This window comes from Burkholderia sp. LS-044 (genome assembly GCF_004803625.1).
Classification (GTDB): Bacteria; Pseudomonadota; Gammaproteobacteria; order Burkholderiales; family Burkholderiaceae; genus Burkholderia; species Burkholderia cepacia.
In genome coordinates, this window is the sequence record NZ_SSWO01000004.1 from 357,037 (window position 1) to 377,905 (window position 20,869).

The 20,869-nt window shown below is 67.9% G+C and carries 15 protein-coding genes; 5 read left to right on the top strand and 10 right to left on the bottom strand.

Translation table 11 applies throughout. From position 1 onward, the window contains the following. The first annotated feature begins 108 nt into the window (after positions 1–108). Positions 109–1,584, top strand: coding sequence for an NYN domain-containing protein (locus tag E9536_RS13120; protein WP_136469945.1), 1,476 nt, complete (start codon positions 109–111; stop codon positions 1,582–1,584). 148 nt (positions 1,585–1,732) lie between these two features. Here the strand turns inward: E9536_RS13120 and E9536_RS13125 are convergent, their stop codons facing one another. From E9536_RS13125 to E9536_RS13160, 8 genes are all read right to left on the bottom strand, one after another. Continuing rightward, positions 1,733–2,125 (bottom strand): VOC family protein, encoded by a 393-nt coding sequence (locus tag E9536_RS13125; RefSeq protein ID WP_136469946.1) that lies wholly within the window; start codon positions 2,123–2,125, stop codon positions 1,733–1,735. 105 nt (positions 2,126–2,230) lie between these two features. Beyond that, positions 2,231–5,539 carry an efflux RND transporter permease subunit gene (locus E9536_RS13130; protein ID WP_136469947.1) on the bottom strand — a complete coding sequence of 1,103 codons (3,309 nt, stop codon included), beginning with the start codon at positions 5,537–5,539 and terminating at the stop codon, positions 2,231–2,233. A gap of 104 nt (positions 5,540–5,643) precedes the next feature. After that, the gene (locus tag E9536_RS13135) at positions 5,644–8,757 is read right to left on the bottom strand and encodes an MdtB/MuxB family multidrug efflux RND transporter permease subunit (RefSeq protein WP_060173773.1); all 3,114 of its coding nucleotides are present in this window, start codon (positions 8,755–8,757) and stop codon (positions 5,644–5,646) included. A gap of 15 nt (positions 8,758–8,772) precedes the next feature. Then, entirely contained in the window at positions 8,773–10,140 is a 1,368-nt protein-coding gene (locus tag E9536_RS13140) for an MdtA/MuxA family multidrug efflux RND transporter periplasmic adaptor subunit (protein WP_060086503.1), read from the bottom strand. A gap of 253 nt (positions 10,141–10,393) precedes the next feature. Continuing rightward, the gene (locus E9536_RS13145; RefSeq protein ID WP_057056455.1) at positions 10,394–11,218 is read right to left on the bottom strand and encodes an IclR family transcriptional regulator; all 825 of its coding nucleotides are present in this window, start codon (positions 11,216–11,218) and stop codon (positions 10,394–10,396) included. Positions 11,219–11,839: 621 nt separating this feature from the next. Further along, positions 11,840–13,804, bottom strand: a complete 1,965-nt coding sequence (locus E9536_RS13150) for an alkaline phosphatase PhoX (protein ID WP_136469948.1) — start codon at positions 13,802–13,804, stop codon at positions 11,840–11,842. Between the two features lie 159 nt (positions 13,805–13,963). Continuing rightward, entirely contained in the window at positions 13,964–15,157 is a 1,194-nt protein-coding gene (locus E9536_RS13155; RefSeq protein ID WP_027787954.1) for an ammonium transporter, read from the bottom strand. A gap of 264 nt (positions 15,158–15,421) precedes the next feature. Continuing rightward, entirely contained in the window at positions 15,422–15,757 is a 336-nt protein-coding gene (locus E9536_RS13160) for a hypothetical protein (protein WP_059695496.1), read from the bottom strand. Between the two features lie 193 nt (positions 15,758–15,950). Here E9536_RS13160 and E9536_RS13165 point away from each other — a divergent pair, with 193 nt between their 5' ends. The 4 genes from E9536_RS13165 to E9536_RS13180 all read left to right on the top strand — a co-directional run bounded on the left by E9536_RS13165 (position 15,951) and on the right by E9536_RS13180 (position 18,410). Further along, positions 15,951–16,379 carry a hypothetical protein gene (locus tag E9536_RS13165; RefSeq protein ID WP_136469949.1) on the top strand — a complete coding sequence of 143 codons (429 nt, stop codon included), beginning with the start codon at positions 15,951–15,953 and terminating at the stop codon, positions 16,377–16,379. A gap of 90 nt (positions 16,380–16,469) precedes the next feature. Then, on the top strand, positions 16,470–16,925 hold the full coding sequence (locus tag E9536_RS13170; protein WP_027787952.1) for an Rrf2 family transcriptional regulator: 456 nt from the start codon (positions 16,470–16,472) through the stop codon (positions 16,923–16,925). Between the two features lie 128 nt (positions 16,926–17,053). After that, entirely contained in the window at positions 17,054–17,695 is a 642-nt protein-coding gene (locus tag E9536_RS13175; RefSeq protein WP_136469950.1) for an NAD(P)H-binding protein, read from the top strand. A 244-nt stretch (positions 17,696–17,939) separates the two neighbouring features. Continuing rightward, positions 17,940–18,410: an Lrp/AsnC family transcriptional regulator gene (locus tag E9536_RS13180; RefSeq protein ID WP_006484401.1), complete on the top strand. Its 471-nt coding sequence runs from the start codon at positions 17,940–17,942 to the stop codon at positions 18,408–18,410. 42 nt (positions 18,411–18,452) lie between these two features. Here the strand turns inward: E9536_RS13180 and E9536_RS13185 are convergent, their stop codons facing one another. Together E9536_RS13185 and E9536_RS13190 are read right to left on the bottom strand one after the other, a co-directional pair. Further along, positions 18,453–19,226 carry an ABC transporter ATP-binding protein gene (locus E9536_RS13185; RefSeq protein WP_059527441.1) on the bottom strand — a complete coding sequence of 258 codons (774 nt, stop codon included), beginning with the start codon at positions 19,224–19,226 and terminating at the stop codon, positions 18,453–18,455. A gap of 4 nt (positions 19,227–19,230) precedes the next feature. Beyond that, positions 19,231–20,865: an iron ABC transporter permease gene (locus E9536_RS13190; RefSeq protein WP_247873440.1), complete on the bottom strand. Its 1,635-nt coding sequence runs from the start codon at positions 20,863–20,865 to the stop codon at positions 19,231–19,233. Positions 20,866–20,869: the final 4 nt, after the last annotated feature.

Sequence of the window (20,869 nt, forward strand, 5' to 3'; positions counted from 1 at the left end):
CATTCGTTCACACGGATGCGGGAATGACGCGCCGACCGGCTATCATGTGCGCGATGCATTTTTCGCCGCTACGTCATACAACGCAGCGGCCCACCGGTTGGAGTACACATGGCATTACCCCTGGACAACGTCAGCATGGCCGTGTTCTGCGACTTCGAGAACGTCGCGCTCGGCGTGCGCGACGCGAAGTACGAGAAGTTCGACATCAAGCCCGTGCTGGAGCGCCTGCTGCTGAAGGGCAGCATCGTCGTGAAGAAGGCCTATTGCGACTGGGATCGCTACAAGGGCTTCAAGGCGTCGATGCACGAGGCGAGCTTCGAGCTGATCGAGATTCCGCACGTGCGCCAGTCGGGCAAGAATTCGGCCGACATCCGGCTTGTCGTGGATGCGCTCGACCTCTGCTACACGAAGTCGCACGTCGATACGTTCGTGATCATCAGCGGCGACTCGGATTTTTCGCCGCTGGTGTCGAAGCTGCGCGAGAACGCGAAGAAGGTGATCGGCGTCGGCGTGAAGAAATCGACGTCGGACCTGCTGGTCGCGAACTGCGACGAATTCATCTTCTACGACGATCTGGTACGTGAGCAGCAGCGCACGCTCGCGAAGCGCGAACAGCAGCAGCGCGCGGGCAACGGCGGCGCGAAGCGGCCGGACGAGCCGGCGGCGTCGCGCAAGCACGACCTGGACGCGCGCAAGGCCGAGGCGATCGCGCTGGCCGTGGAGACGTTCGACGCGCTCGCGTCGGAGCGGGACGATGTCGGCAAGATCTGGGCGTCGGTGCTGAAGAGCGCGATCAAGCGGCGCAAGCCGGATTTCAACGAGTCGTACTACGGATTCCGCGCGTTCGGCAACCTGCTCGACGAGGCGCAGGCGCGCGGCCTGCTCGAAGTGGGGCGTGACGACAAGTCGGGTGCGTTCGTGTCGCGGGCACGCCAGTCGGCGGCTGCGGAGCAGGTTGCGCAGGCCGGCGAAGGCGGGGCCGCACACCACGGCGGCCACCACGGCGCGCGCGCGGCGGAGCCGGCGCGGGCCGGCCGCGAGCCGCGACGTCGCGAGCAGCGGGCGGAAGCCGTCGTGCATGAAACGGTGCAGGTCGACGCGGACGACGCGGCGATGGCCGAATCCGCCGAAGCCACCGAAATCGCGGCAGTCGTGCCGGCAGAAACGACCGAAGCGGTCGAAGCAGCCGAGGCGCACGGCGATGCGAAGGATGGCCGCAAGCGTGCGCGCAAGAGCGCGGCGAAGAAGACCGGCGCGACGAAGGGCGCCGCCGCGAAGAGCGCAGGCCGTGAGTCGGCCGGGCGGCCGGACGACGCCGGGCATGGCGCGGCGAAGCACGGCGGCGACAAGCACGCGCACGGCAAGCATGCGGGCGACCCGCATCGCGATCCGGAGCAGGGCGACATGTGGCCCGCCGCGGTGACGCACGTCGAGCCGGCGGCCGGCGATGTCGGCGGCGGGGTGGCTGCCGCACCGGCCGAGGCGGCTGTCGAGGCGCCCGCCGAAGCCAAGCCGAAGAAACCGGCCCGCAAGGCGGCACCGCGCGCGCGGCGTCCGCGCAAGACGGCGGCAGCGGCCGAGTAATGGTCGTGTAGGGGCTGAGGTAACGGCCGAGTAGCGGCCGAGCCGGGTAGTGGCCCGGTAACGTCCCCCGGCCGGGTGTCGTCCGAAGCAGGTCGGCACTCGGGCCGGTTTCTCGCAGCGCAACAACGGCCGGCGCAATGCCGGCCCGTCAGCCGAGTTGACCGTTCAGCACATAAGGCTGCGTCATCACTTCGAGGAAGTGGCCGTCCGGATCGTCGAAATACACGCCGCGGCCGCCGTTGTGGCGGTAGATGTCATCGGGTTGCCGCTTCGCGGGATCGGCCCAGTGCGGCAGCCTGCGCTCGCGGATGCGTGCCAGCACGCGGTCGAAGCCGGCTTCGTCGAGCAGGAACGCGTAATGCTGCGACCGGATGTCCCCTGCCTGTTCGTAGAAATCGAGCGACACGCCGTTGTCGAGCGGCACGACCAGCATCGCGCCGAACGGCGTCGGCGGCGGCAGTTCCAGAAGCTCGGTGAGGAAGCGGCTCGACGCGCGCTTGTCGCGACACCAGACGATCGTATGGTTGAGCTGGACGTTCATGGCGTGTCCCCGTGAAGGGGCCCGCGGTGGGCATGGACTCACGATAGCCGATCGCTGCCGATGCGCAAGCGCGGCGAGCGGCCGCCCGGCGGGCGGCCGCTTCCATCACTCCCCGGCGACGGCCGGCCCGCCGGAATTCCCTCGGCGGTTGCGCCGCTTCTCGGCCCAGACGCGGAAACGGTCCATGTACAGGTAGACGACCGGCGTCGTATAGAGCGTCAGCACCTGCGACACGATCAGCCCGCCGGCGATCGCGATCCCGAGCGGCGCGCGCAGCTCGGCGCCGTCGCCGCTGCCGAACGCGAGCGGCAGCGCGCCGAACAGCGCAGCCATCGTCGTCATCATGATCGGGCGGAAGCGCAGCAGGCACGCCTCGTGGATCGCGTCGAGCGACGATTTGCCGTAGTGGCGCGTCTGGTCGATCGCGAAGTCGACCATCATGATCGCGTTCTTCTTCACGATACCGATCAGCAGGATCACGCCGATCAGCGCGATGATGCTGAACTCGGTCTTGAACAGCAGCAGCGCGAGCAGCGCACCGACACCGGCCGACGGTAGCGTCGACAGGATCGTGATCGGGTGGATGTAGCTCTCGTACAGGATCCCGAGCACGATATAGACGGCCAGCAGCGCCGCGAGGATCAGGATCGGCTGGTCGTTCAGCGACTGCTGGAACGCCTGCGCGGTGCCCTGGAAGCTGCCGACGATCGTCGGCGGCACGCCGACCTGCGCCATCGTCTGATAGATCACCTGCGTCGCCTGCGACAACGACACCCCGGGCGGCAGGTTGAACGAGATCGTCGTCGCGACGAACAGCCCCTGGTGGTTGACCGACAGCGGTGTCGTGCTCGGCCCGAACGTCGCGATCGCCGACAGCGGGATCATCGTCGACTTCGACGTCGACACCGACGCACCCGACGACGCGCTCGACTTGCCGCTCGCCGCGATCGCGTTGAGCGCCTGGTTGCGCGCGGAGTCCGACGCGATCGCCGCGGCGCTCTGCGCGGCCGTGCCGGCGCTCGACGTGCCGGCCGACGTCGCGACGTAGGTGCCGGCAGCCGCGTTGGTGGTCTGCGAGCCGTTCGCGCTGCCGCCCGACGTGCTGACCCACACCTGGTTCAGCATCTCGGGGCTCTGCCAGTATTTCGGCGCGACTTCCATCACCACGTGGTACTGGTTCAGCGGGTTGTAGATCGTCGAGACCTGGCGCTGGCCGAATGCGTCGTACAGCGTATTGTCGATCTGCGCGGGCTTGATGCCGAACCGCGCGGCCGTCGCGCGGTCGATCGTCACCATCGCCTCGAGGCCGCCTTGCTGCTGGTCCGAGTTCACGTCGGTCAGCTCGGGGCGCTTCTGCAGCGCCTCGGTCAGGATCGGCCCCCACTTGTACAGGTCGGCGCTCGAATCGCCGAGCAGCGTGAACTGGTACTGCGCGTTGCTCTGCCGGCCGCCGACGCGGATGTCCTGTGCCGCCTGCAGGAACGTGCGCGCACCCGCGACGTCCGCCAGCGGCGGGCGCAGTTGCTGGATCACCTGGTCGGCCGTCAGCTTGCGCTCGGTACGATCCTTCAGCGTGACGAACATGAAGCCCGAGTTGGTCTGCGTGCCGCCGGTGAAGCCCGCGACGCTCTTCACGTTCGGGTTGCCCTGCACGATCCGCATCATCTCGGAGAACTTCAGCTTCATCGCCTGGAACGACGTCGACTGGTCGGCCTGGATGCCGCCGATCATCAGCCCGGTGTCCTGCTGCGGGAAGAAGCCCTTCGGCACGACGATGTACAGGTAGACGTTCAGGCCGATCGTTGCGACGAGCGTCAGCAGGATCAGCAGCGGCCGGCGCAGCGCCCACGACAGCGAGCGTTCGTAACCGCGCTGCATGCGGCTGAAACAGCGTTCCAGGAATCGCGCGAAGCGGCCTTCGTTCTGCGGTTCGTGCGACTCGGGGAGCAGGCGCGCGCACATCATCGGTGTCACCGTAAGCGACACCGCGAGCGATACCGCGATCGCAAGCGACAGCGTCAGCGCGAACTCGCGGAACAGGCGCCCGACGATGCCGCCCATCAGCAGGATCGGCAGGAACACCGCGATGAGCGAAATGCTCATCGACAGCACCGTGAAGCCGACCTCGCGCGCGCCGTCGAACGCGGCCTGCATGCGCGACTTGCCGTTCTCGATATGCCGCGAGATGTTCTCGAGCACGACGATCGCATCGTCGACGACGAAGCCGGTCGCGACGATCAGCGCCATCAGCGACAGGTTGTCGATCGAGAAGCCGAGCAGGTACATCGCGCCGAACGTGCCGACGATCGAGATCGGCACTGCGACGCTCGGGATCAGCGTCGCGCGCCAGTTGCGCAGGAACAGGAACACGACCATCACGACAAGGCTGATCGCGATCAGCAGCGTGTGCTCGGTGTCCTTCAGCGACGCGCGAATGGTGGTCGAGCGGTCGAGCACGGGCGTGACCGTTATGTCGGCCGGCAGCGACGCGGTGAGCTGCGGCAGCGCCGCGCGCACGCGGTCGATCGTGTCGATGATGTTCGCGCCGGGCGAGCGGTAGAGGATCACGAGCACCGCGCGCTTGCCGTTCGACAGGCCGAGGTTGCGGAGATCCTCGACCGAATCGACGACGTCGGACAGGTCGGACAGCCGCACGGCCGCGCCGTTGCGATACGCGACGACGAGGTCGCGGTATTGCGACGCCTCGGATGCCTGGTCGTTCGTATAGAGCTGGTAGCGCTGCGGGCCGAACTCGATCGCGCCCTTCGGCGCGTTGGCGTTCGCGGAGGCGAGCGCCGCGCGCACGTCCTCGAGGCCGATCCCGTAGTGGAACAGCGCCTGCGGCTCGAGCTCGACGCGCACGGCCGGGTTCGCGGAGCCGCTCACCGACACCTGGCCGATCCCGTCGATCTGCGACAGCGACTGCTGCAGCACCGTCGACGCGGCGTCGTACAGCTTCGCGGGCGACGAGGTCTCCGACGTCAGCGACACGACCATGATCGGCGAGTCGGCCGGGTTGACCTTGCGGTAGGTCGGGTTGCTCTTCAGCGCGGCGGGCAGGTCGGCGCGCGCCGCGTTGATCGCGGCCTGCACGTCGCGGGCGGCGCCGTCGATGTCGCGGTTCAGCCCGAACTGCAGGATGATCCGGGCATTGCCGACCGTGCTCGTCGACGTCATTTCGGAGACGTCGGCGATCGAGCCGAGGTGCCGCTCCAGCGGGCTCGTCACGCTGGTCGCGACGGTCTCGGGGCTCGCGCCGGGCAGCGACGCCTGCACCGAGATGGTGGGGAAGTCGACCTGCGGCAGCGGCGACACCGGCAGCTTGACGAACGCGAACAGGCCCGCGAGCGCGACGCCGATCGCGAGCAGCGTCGTCGCGACGGGGCGGGTGATGAAGGGGCGCGACAGGTTCATGTCGGCACTCGCTGGGCCGCCGCGTGTTCCGACGGATGCGTTTTCGGGAGATGGGGGGGCTGCGCCCCCCCACGCGAACGAAGTGAGCGTGGGGGTCGTTTCATTTACGCATCCGTGCGCGTGCCGGCTTGCGGGCCGTGGCGCTCGAACCAGCCGCGCACGCGGCGCGCGAGCGAGTCGAAGCCGAGGTAGATCACGGGCGTCGTGAACAGCGTCAGCACCTGCGACACGATCAGGCCGCCGGCGATCGCGACCCCGAGCGGCTGGCGCAGCTCGGAGCCCGCGCCGGCGCCGACGATCAGCGGCACCGCGCCGAGCAGCGCGGCGAGCGTCGTCATCAGGATCGGCCGGAAGCGCAGCAGGCACGCCTGGTAGATCGCCTCGCGCGGCGGCTTGCCTTCGACGCGCTCGGCCTCGAGCGCGAAGTCGATCATCATGATCGCGTTCTTCTTCACGATACCGATCAGCAGCACGATGCCGATGATCCCGATGATGTCGAGGTCGTGCCCGGTGATCATCAGCGCAAGCAACGCGCCGACGCCGGCCGACGGCAGCGTCGACAGGATCGTGATCGGGTGGATGTAGCTCTCGTACAGCACGCCGAGCACGATGTACATCGTGACGACCGCCGCGAGGATCAGGAACAGCTGGTTCGACAGCGATGCCTGGAACGCGAGCGCCGCGCCCTGGAAGCGCGTCTGGAACGACGCGGGCAGCCCGATGTCCTTCTCGGCGGCCTCGATCGCCTTGACCGCCTCGCCGAGCGACGCGCCCGCCGCGAGGTTGAACGAGACGGTGGTCGACGGGAACTGCGACAGGTGCGCGACCAGGAGCGGCGACGGCCGTTCGTGGAACGACGCGATCGACGACAGCGGCACCTGGCCGCCGCCCGCCGACGGCAGGTAGATGTCGTTCAGCGATTGCGCGTAGTGCTGCTCCTTCGGCTCGGACTCGAGAATCACGCGGTACTGGTTCGACTGCGTGAAGATCGTCGACACGATGCGCTGGCCGAACGCGTCGTACAGCGCGTTGTCGACGGTCGCCGGCGTGATGCCGAAGCGCGCGGCGCTCGCGCGGTCGATCTCGATGTAGACGGACTGGCCGTTGCTCTGCAGGTCGGTCGCGACGTCGGCGAGCGACGGCTCCTGCTGCAGACGCGCGACGAGCTTCGGCACCCAGGTCGCGAACTCTTCCGAGTTCGGGCTCGTCAGCATGAACTGGTACTGCGTCGGGCTGACGGTCGAGTCGATCGTCAGATCCTGCACCGACTGCATGAAGAGCGAGATCCCGGTGATGTTCGCCACGCGGTGCTGCAGGTCGCGGATGATCTGCGCGGCCGTTTCGGAACGCTCGTCGCGTGCCTTCAGGTTGATCAGCATCCGGCCGCTGTTCAGCGTGATGTTGCTCCCGTCGACGCCGATGAACGACGTGAGGCTCACGACGTTCGGATCCTTCAGGATCTCGGCCGCGAGCGCCTGCTGGCGCTCGGCCATCGCGCCGTACGAGATCGACTGCGGCGCCTGCGTGATCGCCTGGATCACACCGGTGTCCTGCGCGGGGAAGAAGCCCTTCGGCACGTAGACGTACAGCAGGCCCGTCAGCGCGAGCGTCAGCAGCGCGACGACGAGCGTCGAGCGCTGGCGGTTCAGCACCCATTCGAGCGCGACCGCGTAGCGCGCGATCACCCAGTCGATCGCGTGGTGCACGCGCGCCTCGAAGCGATGGCTCTCGGGCGGCGGCGAATGGCGCAGCAGCTTCGCGCACATCATCGGCACGAGCGTGAGCGACACGATCGCCGAGATCACGATCGTCACCGCGAGCGTGATCGCGAATTCATGGAAGAGGCGCCCGACCACGTCGCCCATGAACAGCAGCGGGATCAGCACCGCGATCAGCGACACCGTCAGCGAGATGATCGTGAAGCCGATCTGCTTCGAGCCCTTCAGCGCGGCCTCGAGCCCGGATTCGCCTTCCTCGACGTAGCGCGCGATGTTCTCGATCATCACGATCGCGTCGTCGACGACGAAGCCGGTCGCGATGGTGAGCGCCATCAGCGACAGGTTGTTCAGCGAGAAGCCGGCCATGTACATCACCGCGAGCGTGCCGATCAGCGACAGCGGCACCGACAGGCTCGGGATGATCGTCGCGTAGATGTTCGCGAGGAACAGGTACATCACGAGCACGACGAGCCCGACCGCGACCAGCAGTTCGAACTGCACGTCGCGCACGGCGGCGCGGATCATCGTCGTACGGTCGGTGACGATCTGCACGTCGAGCGCGGCCGGCAGCGTTTCCTGCAGCTTCGGCAACTGCGCCTTGATCGCGTCGACCGTCTGGATCACGTTCGCACCCGGTTGGCGCTGCACGTTCAGGATGATCGCGGGCTCCGAATTCACCCACGCGCCGAGCTTGGTGTTCTCCGAGCCGGCGACGACCGTCGCGACGTCGGTGAGCATCACGGGGCGGCCGCCCTTGTACGCGACGACCGCGCTGTTGTATTGATCGGCGCTCGTGAGCTGGTCGTTCGCGTTGATCGTGTACGCGCGCGTCGGGCCGTCGAAGTTGCCCTTCGGCGTGTTCACGTTCAGGTTCGAGATCGTCGTGCGCAGGTCGTCGAGGTTCATCCCGTACTGCGCGAGCGCGGTCGGGTTCGCCTGGATCCGCACGGCCGGGCGGTTGCCGCCCGACAGGCTGACGAGGCCGACGCCCGCGATCTGCGAGATCTTCATCGCGAGGCGCGTGTCGGCGAGGTCCTGCACCTGCGTGAGCGGCAGCGTCTTCGACGTGACCGCGAGCGTGATCACCGGCGCGTCGGCCGGGTTGACCTTCGCATAGATCGGCGGGGCAGGGAGGTCGGACGGCAGCAGGTTGCCGGCCGCGTTGATCGCGGCCTGCACTTCCTGTTCGGCGATGTCGAGCGGCAGGTCGAGCGAGAACTGCAGCGTGATCACGGACGAGCCGGCCGAACTTTGCGACGACATCTGGTTCAGCGACGGCATCTGCCCGAACTGCCGTTCGAGCGGCGCGGTGACCGACGAGGTCATCACTTCCGGGCTCGCGCCCGGGTAGAAGGTCTGGACCTGGATCGTCGGATAGTCGACTTCCGGCAGCGCGGCGAGCGGCAGGAAGCGCAGCGCCACGAGACCGGCCAGCATGATCGCCGCCATCAGGAGGGCGGTGCCGACCGGCCGGAGAATGAAAAGGCGGGATGGATTCATCGAGCGGCCCGCGCGTTACTGGGCCGCGGGGGCCGCTGCCTGCGACGCGCCGTGCCGGTGTCCGCCGCGATGGCCGTCGGCGCCCGATGCACCCGACGCCGCACCGGCGCCGCGCGCGCCCGACGCGCCTTTCGGCTTGTCGGCCGGGATCGAGATCTTCGCGCCTTCGCGCAGGCGGTCGGAGCCGTCGGTCACCACGCGCTCGCCGAGCGACACGCCGCTGACGATGCTCGTGCGTTCGCCGTCGACCGGCCCGACCGTGACCTTGCGCACCGTCACCGTGTTGTCGGGTTTCACGACGTAGACGAACTGGCCGATCGAGCCGGTCAGCACGGCGGAGGTCGGCACGATCGTCGCGTTGCGCATCACGTCGACGAGCAGCCGCGTGTTCACGAACTGATTCGGGAACAGCATGCCTTCCTTGTTATCGAAGTTCGCGCGCAGCTTGACCGTGCCCGTGCTCGTGTCGATCTGGTTGTCGAGCGTCGCGAGCGAGCCCGTCTCGAGCGGCACCGTGTTGTTGCGGTTGTACGCGGTGACCGACAGCTTCTGGCCCGCGTTCACCTGCTTGAGGATCTGCGGCAGGTTGTCTTCCGACGTCGTGAAGATCACGCTCATCGGCTGCAACTGCGTGATCACGACGATGCCGTTGGCATCGCCCGGCGTCACGTAGTTGCCGGGGTCGACCTGGCGCAGGCCGACGCGGCCCGACACCGGCGCGGTGATGCGCGCATACGTGAGGTTCAGCTTCGCGGAATCGATCGCGGCCTGGTCGGTCTTCACCGCGCCTTCGTATTGCTTGACGAGTGAAGCCTGCGTATCGACCGTCTGCGACGCGATCGAATCCTGCGACAGCAGCGTCTGGTAGCGCTTCAGGTCGAGGCGGGCCGTCGCGAGCAGCGCCGAGTCGCGCGCGTGCGTGCCTTCGGCGTTCTCGAGCGACACCTGGTACGGGCGCGGGTCGATCTGCGCGAGCACGTCGCCTTTCCTGACGATCTGGCCTTCCTGGAACGAAACCGATTGCAGGTAGCCCGACAGCTGCGTCTTGACCGTCACGTTCGCGAGCGGCGTGACGGTGCCGAGCGCGGACAGCACGATCGGCATTTCGCCCTGCGTCGCGGTCGCGACCTGCACGGGCTGCGGAATGTTCGCCATCGCGGCGGGGCCGCCTCGGCCGCGGTGGCCGCCGCCACCGGCGGCGCTTGCACCCGCGCCCGTCGCGGCACTGCCGGCCGCCGGCGTGCGGTTCCACGGGTGCCACCACAGCAGGCCGCCGATGACGACGACCGCGAGCGCCCCGGCCATCAGCGTGCGGCGCGGGCGCCGTGCGGCGGGAGACGCGGGGTCGTTCGAAGGAGGCGTGGGCTTTTGTTCGTTATCCATCGTGTTCTGTCAGGAAGACGGCGCGGCGTGCCGGAAATCGGACTGCTGGGCTGCGCGTGGGCGGGCGGTGCCGGGACGGGGCGCCCGGCTCGGTCCGGGGCCCCGCCGGCCTGCGCGGGAAAAGAGCGGTGCGCACCGCGAAGGCGGCGCGACGATGGGCATGATCCTACGTCCCGTCCCCGTTACAGTCCAGTGGACTATCTTTCAACGGGTTACGGTCGTTACAGAACGCAATTGGACGATGACGAATCGATTACACGGCGTGCCGCCGGGCCGGTGCGCCGCCGATCTCGCGGGTGATTTTCGCGATGCATTCGTGCAGCGCGGGCACCACGTGTTCGTGCAGCCATTCGGGCGGGCACTGGTGCGACGCGCCGCCGCAATTCACCGAATAGCGCTGGCCCGACGGGCCGACGAAACCGGCCGCCACCGCATTCAGGCCCTCGCGCCATTCGCCGATCGCGATCGCGCACCCGTCGCGCATTGCGTCGTCCAGTGCGGGGGTCAGGCGCGCGGACACGTGCGGCCAGTCGTCGCCGGCCGTGGTGCGCAGCGACTCGAGCAGCAGGCGGCGTTCGTCGTCCTCGAGTGCGGCGAGATACGCGCGGCCTACCGCGGTGCGTGCGATGTCCATCCGCGAGCCGATCTCGAGACGCGTGACGAGCACGGCCGAGCGCGGCCGGATCACGTCGATCGCGACCATGTCGAGCCGGTCGCGCACCGCGAGGTGCACGGACAGAGACGTGCGTTCGGCCAGCTCGATCATGAACGGCCGCGAACGCGCGCGGATGTCGAAGTTGCGCAGGAAGCCGTGGCTGAGTTCGAGCACCGACGCGGTGAGCACGAAGCGCTCGCTGTCGGGCAACTGGAACAGGAAGCCGGCGCTGACGAGCGTCGCGGTGATGCGCGAGACGGTCGGCTTCGGGATGCCGGTCAGTTCGGTCAGCTCGCGGTTGCTGACGGGCGCGTCGGCAGCCGCGATGCGACGCAGGACGGCGAGGCCGCGGGCGAGGGCGGTGATTTCGTCGGGCGAGGATTCACGGTCCCGCGACGCGGGAGGGGTTACAGTGGTCGACACGAGGGATTCTCTCTATTTCCGAAACTCGATTTCAATTTTGTTGGTATTGTAGGACTATTGTCAAAGGATGCATGTTCCGCGGGTGAACCGGTCATTGGATGAGATTTTACGGGTTCACCCTTGGTTTATTAGGAAAACGCTCAAATGAGCGTTGCCAGAAAGTGCATGAACCGGTGCAAATACCGCTTGACTTGTCGGGCGGAAACGGAAAGAATGTCTCACGTTTTCGAAACATCGTTTCAAGAGTTTAACCGGCAACGATGTTTCGCGCAGTCTCTCAGGTTCTAGCACGGCCCTCGGAATGGCTAGAACTTTTTTAGCGCCACGGTCTCCGTGGCGCTTTTTTTTGCCCGTTTTTCTGCTCGCCCGCCCGGACGCGTCAGGCCCGTATTATCCCCCGATCGTCGAAACCCCCCGTTTACACCCGCGCGGCGCCTGCTCGCGCGTGCGCCTGACGCGATTCGCACGCGCAAAAAAAAAGCGCGATGCCCGCACTGGGCATCGCGCATCAAACGGCGTGGAGCGCCGACGAATGATCGGTGATGAAGAAAGGGGCGCCCGGTTAGGGACGCCCGGTCAGGGACACCCCGGCCGGCGGTGGCGCCTCCTCGCGCGGCCCGGTCAGGCCTTCGCGAGCTTGATGCTGGTCTGCTCGGCCGTCAGGTAGCCGACGCTCGCGCCGAAGCGGTCCTTGAAGTTCGCGCGCACGAGCGGGTCGAGCGTCGGCTTGACCTTGTCGTGCAGCGGTGATTCCCAGTCTCCCGCGTGCTGGAAGTTGCTCATGATGTACGTCCAGCCGTTGATCTCGTCGACCGCGTGCAGGCCCGTCGATTCCGCGCCGGCCGGGCACGACAGCACGCGCACCAGCGACTTCGTGTCGACGTTGTACGCCCACAGGAAGTTGTTCACGTGCATGCCCGAGTCTTCGCCGATGAAGAGCGTGCGCAGTTTTTCGGAGAACTTCAGGTTGTCCGGGTTCGCGATCTTGTCCGGGTTCGCGAGGTTGCCGAGCCCGTCGGCCGCGGCGAGATCCTCGCCGACGAGCGCGGCCGGCGCGCCCATGTCGACCGGCACCCATTCGCTGTCGATCGCGCTGCCCGTCGTGTCGCGCTGGCTGCCCTTCAGGTTCAGCGCATAGACGGCGCCCGCGGCGATCTTCTTGTCGACCGCGACGTCGCGCGACGCCGCATTGCCCTTGACCATCGACGTCTCGATCCGCGACATCGCCGTGTAGACGATCTTGTCCTTCGCGTTCACGGTCGTGCCTTCGAGCTTCGTGAAGCCCATGCTGCCGCCGAGCAGCGCCGCATAGCGGTGCGTCTCGAGGAACGCGGCCGCCTTTTCCATCCCCGGCTTCACGCGCATCCAGTTGAACTTGCCGCCGAAGTGGATCTTCGTGTAGCTCGCATCGTTCGGGTCGGTGGTCACCAGGTCCATGATGTCCGACGCCTTCAACGTGTTCGCGAGCGCTTCGATTTCGCCGCTCGTCGCGTGGCCGATCCTGATCCACGTGAGCGTCGCGGTGCCGGCGCCGGCCGACGAGGTCTGCGTCCACTTCGCGACGTACAGCGTGCCGGCCGACAGGTCGGCGGCCTTGTCGGCGACGAACATGAACAGGCCGCCGTTGGTGGCGTCGTCACCCATCATCACGGTGCGCTGGTCCGGCATCACCTGGATCAGCTCGTGCGAGATGCGGCCGAGGCAATAGTGCTTCTTCACGGTGCCCGTGCCGTCGGGATTCACGGTGATCTCGGGCAGGTGGCCGTAGTGGTAGGGGTTCGCCTTCGTCTCGTCGCCGAACGTGTTCCTGCTGAACGCCTTGAACTGCGCGTCGGTCGCGGCCTTGGTCGCGTCCGGCTCGTACTCCTCGCTCGACAGGTGCGTGCCCCACGGCGACAGGCTCGCGCCGCACGTGATCCACAGGCCGTGTGCCTTCGACGTGTCGACGTTGTGGTACTTGACGACCTTCAGCGCGCCGTTGGCCGGATCCTGGTCGAGCGTCAGCACCGCGATCGGCGACGGCAGCTGGCCGTACTGCGATGCGCTCGCCTGGTCGCGCGTCGTGTATTCGAACTGCACGACGGCGAACACCGTGTTGCCTTTCACGCCGGGCACGTTCGCGTTCTTCAGCGTCAGCAGCGAGCTGCCGTCCGGGCAGTCGGAATAGAACTGGCGCTCCTTGCCGGCAACCGAGTGGTCGATGATCGGCTGGTTGTTGATGTCGTAGTAGCCGCCCGCGAGCGTCGTGCCGCCCTTGCCGTCCGGCACCATGTCGCCCGTCACGAAGAACGGCCGGTACGCCAGCTTGAAGTTGCGCGCCGAGCCGTCCGAGAACGACACCGACAGCGTCGAGCCGACCGTCGTCGTGGCCATCGCGGCCGCGTTGTCGAGCGTCGGGGCGGCCATCGCGGAGAACGTCGCCGACGTGTACGCGGCGGCGACCGGGGCCGGCGTCGACGCCGGATTGTCGTCGCCGCCGCAACCCGTCAGCAGGGCCGGCAGCGCGAGGCCGGAAAGGGGAAGCATCGGCGCGCCGGCGAGGATCTTCAGGGCCTGACGACGGGAAGCATTGGGCAACGCGGGCATGTGGAGTCCAGTTTCAGTTGTTGGAAGAATGGCCTTCGCGAAGCAGGCGCTCGGCAAGCGTCGCGAAGGCAAATTGAAAACTGGACGGAAGTGTAAGGACGCTCGATGAAAGTTTTTTGAATTGAAAACGTAATGGCGGGCCGGGCGTTCGTCAGGGGCTCAATCGCGCTCGGGCGTCGCCGAGATGCGGTGGATCGACAGGTCCGCGCCGTCGAACTCGGCTTCGCGGTCGAGGCGCAGCCCGACGGTCGCCTTCAGCGCACCGTACACGAGCGTGCCGCCCACGGTCGCGATGGCGATGCCGCCGAGCGTGCCGACGAGCTGCGACATGAACGACACGCCGCCGAGGCCGCCGAGCGCGGGCAGGCCGAACACGCCGGCCGCGAGGCCGCCAAGCGCGCCGCACATGCCGTGCAGCGGCCACACGCCGAGCACGTCGTCGATGCGCCACTTGTTCTGCACGCAGGTGAACATCGCGACGAACAGTGCGCCGGCGGCCGCGCCCGTGACGAGTGCGCCGATCGGGTGCATCACGTCGGAGCCGGCGCATACCGCGACGAGGCCCGCGAGCGGCCCGTTGTACGTGAAGCCCGGGTCGTTGCGGCCGGCCATCCACGCGGCGAGCGTGCCGCCGACCATCGCCATCAGCGAGTTCACGGCGACGAGGCCGCTGATCTTGTCGAGCGTCTGCGCGCTCATCACGTTGAAGCCGAACCAGCCGACCGCGAGCACCCACGCACCGAGCGCGAGGAACGGGATGTTTGACGGCGGGTGCGCGGCGATCCGGCCGTCCTTCGCGTAACGGCCGTGGCGCGCGCCGAGCAGCAGTACGGCCGGCAGCGCGACCCAGCCGCCGAACGCGTGCACGACGACGGAGCCTGCGAAATCGTGGAACGGCGCGCCGAACGCGTGCGCGAGCCAGGCCTGCACGCCGAAGCGTTCGTTCCACGCGATCCCTTCGAAGAACGGATAGATGAAGCCGACGATGATCAGCGTCGCGACGAGCTGCGGATTGAACTTCGCGCGCTCGGCGATGCCGCCGGACACGATCGCGGGAATCGCCGCCGCGAAGGTCAGCAGGAAGAAGAAGCGCACGAGCGCGTAGCCGTTGTGCTGGGACAGCGTGCCGATGTCGTCGAAGAACTCGACGCCGTACGCGATCGTGTAGCCGATGAAGAAATACGCGAGCGTCGACACCGAGAAGTCGACCAGGATCTTCACGAGCGCGTTGACCTGGTTCTTCTTGCGGACCGTGCCGAGTTCGAGAAATGCAAAGCCCGCGTGCATCGCGAGCACCATGACGGCGCCGATCAACAGGAACAGTGAGTCGACGCCGGATTTCAGACCATCCATGCCGTGGCTTCCTTGCGCAAAAAACGGGCAAGGAATGCAAATATCGAGCCAACTTGGTGAGCCGCCGCATGGAGTTGGTGCCCGTGCGCCGCGTGGTGAGGCATTCCGATGGATCGTGCACGGGAAGAGGGCGTAGCCGGCGCGGGCCGAGCTCGATGCCTGTTGCACGTGTGTGGTGCGGCGCGTACGGAACTGGTGCGCGTGACGAGCCAGTTGGTGCGGCGTGGTGCGCGATGGTGCGTGGCGGGCGCACCAACCGGCGCGTTAGTGGCGCGTGAACAGCTGGGGCGGCCGGCGCAGCCGCAGCGCGCACGCCGACCAGTAGGCGGCAACGGTTGTCAGCCCGAGCGCGGCGAACGCGAGCGCCGCGAAGCCCGCGAGCGACTGGCCGTCGCCGTCGGGGCCGAGGATGCCTTGCGCGACGATCAGCGCGGCGGTCCAGAAGCCGATCACGGCCTGCGCGAGCAGGCGCGCGGTTGCGACGCGGCGCGGGCGTCCGGATTCGGCCAGGCGATGCGCCGACCGCGGGCGCAGACACAGGAACAGGGTGGCGGCGAGCAATGCGGCCAGGGCGATGAGCCAGTCGACGAGGAAATCCATGAGAAAAAGGGGGCACGTCCGAAGCGGGTTGAAGCGTGCCCACTTTAGAGTCCTCGCGTGTGCGATTGAATCAGACGAGTCCGAAATTGAAAGCCATTTTTAATGGCGGGGCGTGATTGGCCCTGTTCAACAGGCGGTATCATCGACGTCGGTCCAACCACGAGGCCGCGCCACGCGCGGCCGGAGATTGCTGATGAAGATGAAGACTTCGCGGGCGCGTCGCGTGTCCGGGTCCGTACTGGCGGCCGTGGCCGCCGGTGCGCTGCTGTTGCTCGCGGGCTGCGAGAAGTCCGGTGCGCCGGTCACGCAACCCGATACGGCCGCGAGCGCGGCCGCCGATGCCGCGAACAATGCGGCCAAGGCGCTCGACCAGGTGGCGAGCACCGTCAACCAGCAGATCAACGCCGCAAAGGCCGGCATCGCGTCCGCGGCGTCGGCCGTGCCGCCGCTGTCCGCGAGCGGCCTCGCCTCCGCCGCGCAGGCGCAGATCGACGCGGCTGCTTCCGCGGTCGTCGCGCATGCGGCTTCCGAAGCCGGCGCGAAGATCGCCGAAGCCGGCAAGAAGCTGCAGCAGTGGAGCCAGCAGAATGCGTCGGGCGCCAAGCCCGCGAGCGGAGAGTGACGCGGGCTTGCATGATCCGCAAAATGTAATTATGATGGTTACACATGTCGCCGGCCGCAGGATGGGCCGGCGTCGTCAAGTGAGTGAGGAATGAATACCAGCAGCCGGTTCGCTTTTGCCGTCCACGTGCTTGCCTTGCTGTCGATGCAGGAAGGCGTGCCGCTGTCGTCCGACATCATCGCGGGCAGCGTGAACACGAATCCGGCGCTGATCCGCCGCTTGCTGTCGATGCTGGCGGCCGCCGGGCTGACCACGTCGCAGCTGGGCGCGGGCGGCGGTGCGCTGCTGGCGCGCGAGCCCGGCGCGATCACGCTGCTCGACGTATATCGGGCGGTCGACGATGCGCAACTGTTCGCGCTGCACCGCGAGGCGCCGAATCCCGCGTGTCTCGTCGGGCGGCACATCCAGGGCGCGCTGACCGACTACATCGGCGACGCGCAGCGCGCGATGGAAGCCTCGCTTGCTACGCGCACGCTGGCCGACGTCACGGCCGACGTGCTGGATCTGGAGCAGCGCACGCAACATGAGGCGCGCGCCGGCGGGTAACCGGCGGCAGGGCAGGAAGCTGGACGGCGCGTTTGCGCGGCGACCGGCGCAACGGGGGCTTTGCCCCGTTTTTTTCGGTCTTATCTGTAATTGACTTTGTTACATATTTTGCTTACTGGAGAATCGACATGACGCAACGTACCCTGAATATCGCGCTGTTCGGCGCCACCGGCACGATCGGCTCGCGCATTGCCGCGGAAGCCGTGCGACGCGGCCATCGCGTGACCGCGCTGTCGCGCCATCCCGGCGCGGCCGGCGACGGCATCACCGCGAAGGCGGCCGACCTGTTCGACTCGGCCAGCATCGCGGCTGCGCTGCCGGGTCATGACGTCGTCGCGAGCGCATACGGCCCGAAGCAGGACGATGCGGCGAAGGTCGTCGCGGCCGCGAAAGCGCTGGTCGCCGGCACCCGCCAGGCGGGCCTGAAGCGGCTCGTGGTGGTGGGCGGCGCGGGTTCGCTCGAAATCGCGCCGGGCAAGCAACTGGTCGACAGCGAAGGCTTTCCTGAAGCGTACAAGGCGCAGGCGCTCGCGCACCGCGATGCGCTCGGCTACCTGAAGACGGTCGACGATCTCGACTGGACGTTCTTCGCGCCGGCCGCGATGATCGCCCCGGGCGAGCGCACGGGCACGTTCCGCACGGGCGTCGGCAAGCTGATCGTGGATGCGCAGGGCAACAGCAGGATCTCGACGGAAGACTACGCGGTCGCGTTCGTCGATGCGCTCGAGCAAGGCAGCTTCGTGCGCGAGATCGCGACGGTTGCGTATTGAGCGGCGCGCCGGCCGGCGCGTGAGCATCGGGCCGGCCGCGACGTGCAGGAACGCCAGGCGATTCCACCTTGACGGGCGGGATCGCCTGTTTCGTCTGGAGCGTGCCGCGTGCCGGCGGACTCACCCGTCCCGCGCGTGTACCGGATCGGTATTTATACCGGTCGACGCGGCGAGGCGGTTTTCATATTGTTCCCCGTTGTGCAGGATGAATAGAATAAATTTCTATCTACGAGGGACTGGAGAAATGGACGCCATCGATCGCAAGCTGCTGGAGCTGTTGCAGGCGGATGCCACGCTGCCGATCGCGGAACTGGCACAGCGCGTGAACCTGTCGCAGACGCCGTGCTGGAAGCGCGTGCAGCGGCTCAAGGAAACCGGCGCGATTCGCGCGCAGGTCGCGCTGTGCGATCCGCGCAAGCTTGGGGTCGGCACGACCGTGTTCGTCGCGATCCGGACGAACCAGCACACCGAGGAATGGGCGCAGCGGTTCACGCAGGCCGTGCGCGACATGCCGGAAGTGGTCGAAGTGTACCGGATGAGCGGCGAGACCGACTATCTGTTGCGCGTCGTGGTGGCCGGCATCGACGATTACGACCGCGTCTACAAGCAGCTGATTCGTACGGTGCCGCTGTTCGACGTCAGCTCGTCGTTCGCGATGGAGCAGATCAAGTATTCGACCGCGCTGCCCGTGCGCGACCTTGCCGAGCCGGCGTAGCGCGGCAATGAAACGGCGCGGGCGTGCAGCGCGCCCGCGGGTTCAGCGGCCGCGCGCCAGTGCGCGTGCGCGCTCGTCGGCCAGTGCGTCGCGGCGCACGAAATCCGCGACGAACGGGCTGGCCGGATGGTGATGCAGTGCGTACGGCGTATCCCATTGCGCGAGCCGGCCATCCTTCATCACGCCGATCCGGTCGGCGATCGCGAAGGCTTCCGCCTGGTTGTGCGTGACGAGGATCGCGGTGTGGCCCGTGCGTTTCAGGATGTCGCGCAGCTCGAACGCGAGCCGCTCGCGCGTATCGACGTCGAGATTCGAGAACGGCTCGTCGAGCAGCAGCAGTTCCGGTGACGGCGCGAGTGCACGGGCGAGTGCGACGCGTTGCTGCTGGCCGCCCGACAACTCGTGCGGATAGGCGCTGCCGGAATCGGCGAGGCCGACGAGATCGAGCATTTCCGCGACACGCATGCGCCGTTCGGTCTTCGGCATGCGCCGCAAACCGAACGCGACGTTGTCGGCCGCGCTGAGGTGCGGAAACAGCGCGTAATCTTGGAACATCATGCCGATGCGGCGCCGCTCGGGCGGCACGTCGAGCGACGGCGCCGCGACGGGCGCGCCGTCCAGCACGATGCGCCCCATGCGCACCGGTTCGAAGCCGGCGATCGCGCGCAGCACGGTGGTCTTGCCGCAGCCCGACGCACCGAGCAGGCAGCCGATGTCGCCGCGCGGCAGCGCGAGGCTCAGGCCGTCGACCACCGTGCGGCGGCCGTGCGGCGTGTCGTAGGCGAGGCAGAGGTCATCGAGTTCGAGCAGGTTCACGGTGTCAGGCTCCGATCTTGTGGCGGGTGCGGGCGAGCAGGATCACGGGCACGAGCCCGGCCAGCACGATCGCGAGGGCGGCGACCGCGCCTTCCTCGTAGGTGCCGCGCGCCGCTTCCGCATACAGCCAGGTGGCGAGCGTGTCGAAGTTCAGCGGACGCAGCAGCAGCGTCGCCGGCAATTCCTTCATGGCGTCGACGAACACCAGCAGTGCGCTCGTGGTGAGCGCGGGCCGCAGCAGCGGCAGGTGCACGCGGCGCAGCGTGCCGCCGGCCGTTTCGCCGAGCGAGCGCGCCGCCTGTTCCAGCGATGGCGGGATGCGCGCGAGGCCGGCCTCGATGCTGCCGGCCGGGATCGCGAGAAAACGCACCGTGTAGGCGATCACGAGCGCGGCCGCCGAGCCCATCAGCAGCAGCCCGTCGCGGCCGAGTGCCGCGCCGAACAGCCGGTCGGCCGCTGCGAACGCGATCAGCAGGCCGATCGCGAGCACGGTGCCGGGCACCGCATAACCGAGGCTCGCGATTCTCGCGCACACGCGGGCCGGGCCCGCGCCTGCGCTGTCGCGTTGCGCGCGCGCGGCCCATGCGACGACGAGCCCGCACGCGAGTGTCGCGACGGTGGCGGCGGTGGCGATCGTCAGCGTGTTCGCGAGCCCCGTCATCAGTTGCGCGGACACGCCGCCGACGAGATGCAGCCGCTTGGCCGTCTCGACCGCGAGATACGCGGCCGGCGCGCCGAAGCCGAGCAGCACGGGCAGCCAGCCGAGCACGGCGGCGCCCCATGCGGCCGTGCCCGTCAGGCGGCGCGGCGCGATCGGCCGCATGCGCCGGCCATGCGCATAGCGCTGGCGGCGGCGCCCGTAGCGTTCGAGCACGATCATGCCCACGACGATCGCGAGCATCGCGAGCGCGATCTGTGCGGCGCCGGCAAGATCGGACCGCGTGATCCATGTCGTGTAGACGGATACCGTCAGCGTCTGCACGCCGAGGAATTCCGATGCGCCGATATCGTTCAGCGTTTCGAGCAGCGCGAGGCTCACGCCGACCGCGATCGCGGGCCGCGCGAGCGGCACGACGACGCGCCAGAACGTGGCGATGCGTCCCGCGCCGAGCGTGCGCGCGGCTTCGAGCAGGCTCGCGGACTGCGTGACGAACATCGCGCGCGTGCTCAGGTAAACATAGGGATACAGCACGAAGCCGAGTACGAAGATCGCGCCGGGCAGCGAGCGCAGGTCGGGCAGGCGGAACTGGCGCGGGCTGTCGAAGCCGAGCAGCCAGCGGACCGCGCCCTGTACGGGGCCGATCGGGTGCAGCAGGTCGAGATACGCGAACGCGACGATGTAGGTGGGCACCGCGAGCGGCAGCAGCAGTGCCCATGTGAGCACGCGGCGGCCGGGAAAGTCGTATGCGGTGACGAGCCACGCGCAGCCGGTGCCGACGATCGACACGATCGTGCCGACGCCCGCGAGCAGCAGCAGCGTATTGACGAGCGCCTGCGGCAGCACGAATTCGGCGAGATGCCGCCAGTGCGCGAGATCGGCGTCGAACGCGGCGGCCACGAGCACCGCGAGCGGCGCCGCGACCGCCGCGGCGATCGCCAGCGCCGCGAGCAGCCACAGGCTGCCCGCGCGCGGCAGCAGGCGC